This is a genomic window from Actinomadura sp. 7K534 (assembly GCF_004348575.1).
Classification (GTDB): domain Bacteria; phylum Actinomycetota; class Actinomycetes; order Streptosporangiales; family Streptosporangiaceae; genus Spirillospora; species Spirillospora livida.
In genome coordinates this window covers 1-5,313 of sequence record NZ_SMKB01000360.1, presented here as the reverse complement: position 1 = coordinate 5,313, position 5,313 = coordinate 1, and the positions used below count along the sequence as shown (strand labels likewise).

Genomic DNA, 5,313 nt, shown 5'->3' with positions numbered 1-5,313 from the left:
GGCCGGCAGCGGGCCGGACGGCTCCCTGCTCTGTGCCGTTGGATGCGGTCCCGAAGGATGGGACGTCGAAGCGTGCGGCGCCGTGGGGTGGGACGGGGCCGACTTCTCGGTCCGCGGAGTGGGCTGCCCGCCGCCCGTGGCGAAGTCGTAGCCGCACGACTCGCAGAAGCGGTCGGTGCCGGGCGTCCCGCAGTCCGGGCAGGGCCGCGCGCCGCCCGGCGGGGCCTGCGCCCCGGTCGGGCCCGGGCCCGCGCCGGGCGCGGACGCGCCGCCGATGAGCGCGCCGCAGACGTCGCAGTAGTCCGCCGCGTGGGAGTCGTGTCCGCTGGGGCAGGTCGCCATGCTCAGCGCTCACCCGGCCGCGGCGTGGTCAGCGTCTCGTCCTTGCGCGTCCGGACGGTCTTGCTGGAACGCGTGTCGAGCGCCATCTCGTCGGCCTTCTCGACGTGGCGCTTCAGCCGGACGGTGCCGGTCGCGGGATCGACGACGTCCACGACCTTGCGCAGCATCGCGGTGATCGCGTCGTTGCCGGCCTCGTCGGCCAGCACCACGGCCCGGCCGAGGCGCGCGGTCGCGGTGTCGAAGTCGCCGTCCTTGCGGGCCTGGAGCCCCTCCTGGATGGCGACGGCGAGCTCGGCCTGCCCGGTGTAGTGCGCCACCCGCGGGTTGATCCGGGTGGACTGGGCCTCGTCGTCCGTCCACTGGGCGAGAACGTTCCCGGTGGCGAGGACCTGCGCCTCCTCACCCGGCGCGCCCGGCACGACGAGCTTCACCCACGCGGCGCGCAGCTCCTTGCCGATCTCGCCCGGCGGGACCTCCACGCAGATGTGGTAGTCGCGGCTCTCCGCGCCCCACGCGCCCAGCGGGTAGTCGCCGGCCTGCGGCGCCGACTCGACGCGCTTGCCGGTCAGGTCCTCCACGGACGGCATGACCTGCTTGACGAACCGGAGCCGCGCGGTCTGCGGCGTCCACACCCGCAGCGCCACGTCGGCGACGGACTTGCCCATGGCCGCCTCCGTCATCGCCTGGAAGTCGGCGACGAGGCCGGCGGGGTCGGCGACGATGTCGACGCTGCCGAGCAGTGCGGAGGAGATCTTGCGCAGCTCGGCGACCTCCCAGTCGGTGCCGACGCCGCGGCAGTCGCACACGAACCGGCCCCCGCAGCGGAACAGGACGGCGTCGAGCTCCTCGGGCGTCTCGTGCTGGTTCTTGCCGTCGGTCAGCAGGATCGCGTGCCGGATGCCGCCCTGGACGTCGTCGAACAGCTCGTCGGCGAGCCGCAGCCACGACCCGATCGCGGTGCCGCCGGAGGCCCGGAGCCCGCTCAGCGCCCGCTTGGCCTTGTCCTTGGTCTGCGGGGACGCCGTGACGAGGCCGCCGTGCCGCGGGTAGACCATCGACGCGGTGTTGGAACCGGAGATGACCGCGAACTCGACGCCGTCGCGCAGCGTGTCGATGGCGACCTGCGCCGCCGCGACCGCGGCGCGCAGCTTGGTATCGGGGTAGCTCATGGACCCCGAGGTGTCGATGATGATGACCTCGGACGCCCTGGTGCCGGCGGGGGCCGGCATGGCGCCGCCCTCGGCGCCCGCCTCGACGGACACGATGGCGTGCACCTCGCGGCCGCCCTCGGGCAGGTACTTGTTCTGGTCGATCTTGACGGTGAACTGCGGCTGCTCGCTCATCGGGGCTGCTCCGTGCTGTGCGGGATGCTCTCGTGGATGCTGCTGTGCGGGGAGCGTGGGGCCGGGATCGGGATGACCGCGACCGTGATGTTGTCGCGGCCGCCCGCGTCCAGGGCGTGCCGTACCAGCGTCCGCGCGACGCCGAGCGGGTCGGCCGCCGGGTCGTGGCCCGGATCGGGCACGGGACCGGGCGCGGGGTCGGTCGCGGTGCCGGCCGCCCCGTTCGCCGCGTCGGGGGCGGTCGCGGCGGCCGGCTCGTCCGGGCCGGGCGCGGCGGGGCCGGCGGCCAGCAGCGCCGCGAGGTCGCGGGCCGCCGGGAAGTAGTTCCACAGGCCGTCGCTGCAGACCAGCAGCGTGCCGGGGCCCGCCGGGCGGAACGTCGCCACGTGCGGGCTGACCTGCCCGGCGTCCGCGCCGAGCCACGCCGTGATGACGTGGGCGTTGGGGTGCTCCTCCGCCTCCGCCTCGGTCAGCGCGCCCTGGGCGATCATGAACGCGGCCCACGAGTCGTCCTCGGTGAGCCTGCGGGACGGGCCGAGCTCCGCCATGTCGCCGGTGCTGAGCTCCGCGGTCTCCGGGCCGGACTCGTCCGTGGCCGGTTTCCCGGCGCCGCCCTCGCCCGGGTCGTCCTCGCCGGGGTCGACGGCGCCGTCCGCGGACAGCCAGTAGGCGCGGCTGTCGCCGATCCAGCCGACGGTGACGGACCCCCCGCGCGTCACCGCGGACACGTACGTGCACGACGGCGCGTCGCCCGGCGACGTGGACAGCGCGGCGACCGCCGAGGCCGCCCGGAGCGCCGCGGTGCGGGTCGCGTCCTCGGAGTCCTCGCCGGCGTCGAGGAGCGCGACGAGCTCGGCGGCGCCGGTGTCCGCGGCCGTGCGGGAGGCGTCCTCGGGGCGTTGCGAAGAGCCGACGCCGTCGCACACCACGGCCGCGACCCCGGCGGCGTGGGCGGCGAGGGCGAGCGCGTCCTCGTTGCGGCTGTAGCGGCGGCCGCGGTCGCTGGCCCCGGCCGCGGCGACCGGGCCGGACCCGTTCCCGCCGCCGGGCGCGGGCAGCTCGACCTCGACGTGGTCGCGTTCGGCGGGCTGGCGCATCCCGCAGGTCTCGCAGTAGCCGTCGGCGTCGATCGGCGTCCCGCCGCACCCGCGGCACGGGTCCCCGGCGGGCGCCGGGGCCGCACCGGCTCCGCCCGGTGCGGCGGACTCGACCGGCTCGGGGGGCGGGGCGCCGGCCAGCCGGTGCCCGCACTCCTCGCAGAAGATCTCACCCGGATACACCGTCTCGCCGCAGGAGGGGCAGGACGGCTCCGCCGCCTTGGCCCCGTCCGGGTCGGAGTGGCCGGCCCCGTGGCCACCGGCGCCGTGCTGCTCTGCGCCGTGTTGGCCGCCCGTCACAGCAGCGTCCTCGGGCGCACGGCGTTGGCGGAGTCGACGAGCCGGCGGCACTCGTCCCGGTCGCGGGTGCGCCGCGCCAGCTCCCGGTACGTCTCCTCCAGCCGGCGGCGCAGCGGGGTCTCGGACAGCTGCGCGTCGAGCAGCCAGTCGAGCGCGGCCTCCAGGACCTCCGCGGCCAGCCGGTCGCGGCGTTCGGCGTCCAGGTCCAGCGCGGTGAGCCGCTCGCCCGCGGCGACCAGCTCCGGCGCCGTCAGCTCGGCGGGGCTGCGGCCGCGCACCGCCGTCGCGACCGCCGCCACCTGGGCGGCCACGTACCGGATGGAGACCTCCGGCACCGAGTTGAGCGCGGCGACCGCCGCGCCCCGGTCGCCCGCCGCCAGGTGCACGCGCGCGAGGCCGAACGCCGCGTTGATGTAGCTCTGGTCGGTGCGCCACACCATCTCGTACAGGCGGATCGCGTCGAGCGGGGCCCGCAGCTCGCGGCAGTAGGCGAGGGCCAGCTTGGGCGCCGCCTCGCCGGGCAGCAGCCCGTACAGCCGGTCGAACAGCGGCGCGGCCTCCTGGACGCGGCCCTGGGACAGGAGCGCGATCGCGCGGTACCAGTCGATCCGCCAGTCGCCGGGGCGCTCGGCGGCGAGCTCGTCGAGGATCTCGCCCGCCTCCTCGACCGCGCCCAGCTCGATCTTGACCCGGGCGTGCGCCAGCTTCACCTCGGGCGTGCGCTGCGGCGCCTTCGCCGCGGCCTCGGCGACCTGCGCGGGCTCCAGGGCGGTCAGCCCGGACACGAACGCGGCGGCGGGGTCGGAGCCGTCCACCAGCGGCACCGGCAGCGCCGCCGCGGCCACCGGCGGCGGGACGGGCGGCAGCGCGGACTCCGCCGTCCCGCCGTCCGCGATCCGCGCCGCGAACCGCTCCGGCCCGAACAGCCCGGACGGGGCGGGCCGCGGCACGCCGTCCTCCGCGGCGAGGACCTCGCGCAGCACGCCGGTGAGCTGCTCGGCCATCTCCGCCGCGTCCTGGAACCGCTCCGCGGGCACCTGGTGCGTGGCGCGGCGCAGGAACCGGTCGAAGGACTCGAACCGCTGGAGCAGCGGGATCTGCGAGCGCGGCGGCAGGAATTCGGCGAACGTCCGGGTGTAGCCCTTGAACGGGAAGCTCAGCACGGCCAGCGCGCGGCCGACCGTGTACAGGTCGGACGAGATGGAGGGGCCGGCCTCGGCGATCTCCGGGGCCTGGTAGCCGATCGTGCCGTAGATGGCGCCGTCCGGGTCGTCCAGGCGCCGCACGCCGCCGAGGTCGATGAGCCTGAGCTGCTCCTCGGACTGGATGACGTTGTCCGGCTTGAAGTCGCAGTAGACGAGGCCCTGCGCGTGCAGGTACTCGAACGCCCGCAGGACCTCCAGCCCGTAGGCGATGGCCTGCGCGAGCGGGAGGTGCTTCTCGCCGCGCGGCTGCGGCTGCTGGAGCAGGATGTCCTTGAGGGACTGCCCGCCCACGTACTCCATGACGATGTAGCCGTCGCCGTCGTGCTGGACGAAGTTGTAGATCTTGACGATGTTGGGGTGCTCGACCTCGGCGAGGTAGGCGCGCTCGGCCGCGGCGGCGGCCATCGCGTCGGCGTCGCCGCTGTCCAGCAGGCCCTTGAGCACCACCCACCGGTCGCTGACGTTGCGGTCCTTGGCCAGGTAGATCCAGCCGAGGCCGCCGTGGGCGAGGCAGCCCAGCACGCCGTACTGCCCGCCGACGAGGTCGCCGGGGCTGAGCTTGGGGGTGAAGGAGAAGCGGGTGCCGCACTTGGGGCAGAACCCCTCGGTGCGGCCCGGCCGGTCGCCGCGGCCCCGGCCGACCGGCTCGCCGCAGCTGCTGCAGAACCGCTTGCCCTCCGCGACCTGCGGGTCGCTCATCACCGCCGTGGACGGGTCCCGGTACGGGACGCGCGGCACCTCGACGAGGCCCGCGCCGAGCATGCCGCGGCGGCCGGACGACCGCGCGGACCCGGTGCGCGTGCTGCCCGTCCGCGTGCTGCCGGTGCCCCGGCTGCCCGACGTGCCCGTTCCCGACGTGCCCGTTCCGGGCGCCGGGCGCGACCGCGAGGTCAGGCTGGTGTGGGCGGGCGGTGAGCCGCACACGTCGCAGTAGCCGTCCATGATCTTCCCGGTGCAGCCGGGCTGGCGGCACGCGTCGTCGGGCACGGCGACCGGGGGGCGGGGCGCGGGCACGCTGGGCGCGGG

3 protein-coding genes and 1 pseudogene are annotated in these 5,313 nt (G+C 76.1%); all 4 read right to left on the bottom strand.

From position 1 onward, the window contains the following. Positions 1 to 342: pseudogene (locus E1266_RS35345) on the bottom strand (hypothetical protein); the annotation flags it as partial. A 2-nt stretch (positions 343 to 344) separates the two neighbouring features. After that, the gene (locus E1266_RS35340; protein ID WP_132054648.1) at positions 345 to 1,685 is read right to left on the bottom strand and encodes a VWA domain-containing protein; all 1,341 of its coding nucleotides are present in this window, start codon (positions 1,683 to 1,685) and stop codon (positions 345 to 347) included. Beyond that, positions 1,682 to 3,082, bottom strand: a complete 1,401-nt coding sequence (locus E1266_RS35335; protein WP_132054646.1) for a protein phosphatase 2C domain-containing protein — start codon at positions 3,080 to 3,082, stop codon at positions 1,682 to 1,684. Before E1266_RS35335 ends, E1266_RS35340 begins: the two co-directional genes overlap by 4 nt. After that, complete coding sequence (locus tag E1266_RS35330; RefSeq protein ID WP_132054650.1) at positions 3,079 to 5,229, bottom strand: serine/threonine-protein kinase; 2,151 nt, start codon at positions 5,227 to 5,229, stop codon at positions 3,079 to 3,081. The genes E1266_RS35335 and E1266_RS35330 overlap by 4 nt, the downstream gene beginning before the upstream one ends. Between the last annotated feature and the right edge of the window lie 84 nt (positions 5,230 to 5,313).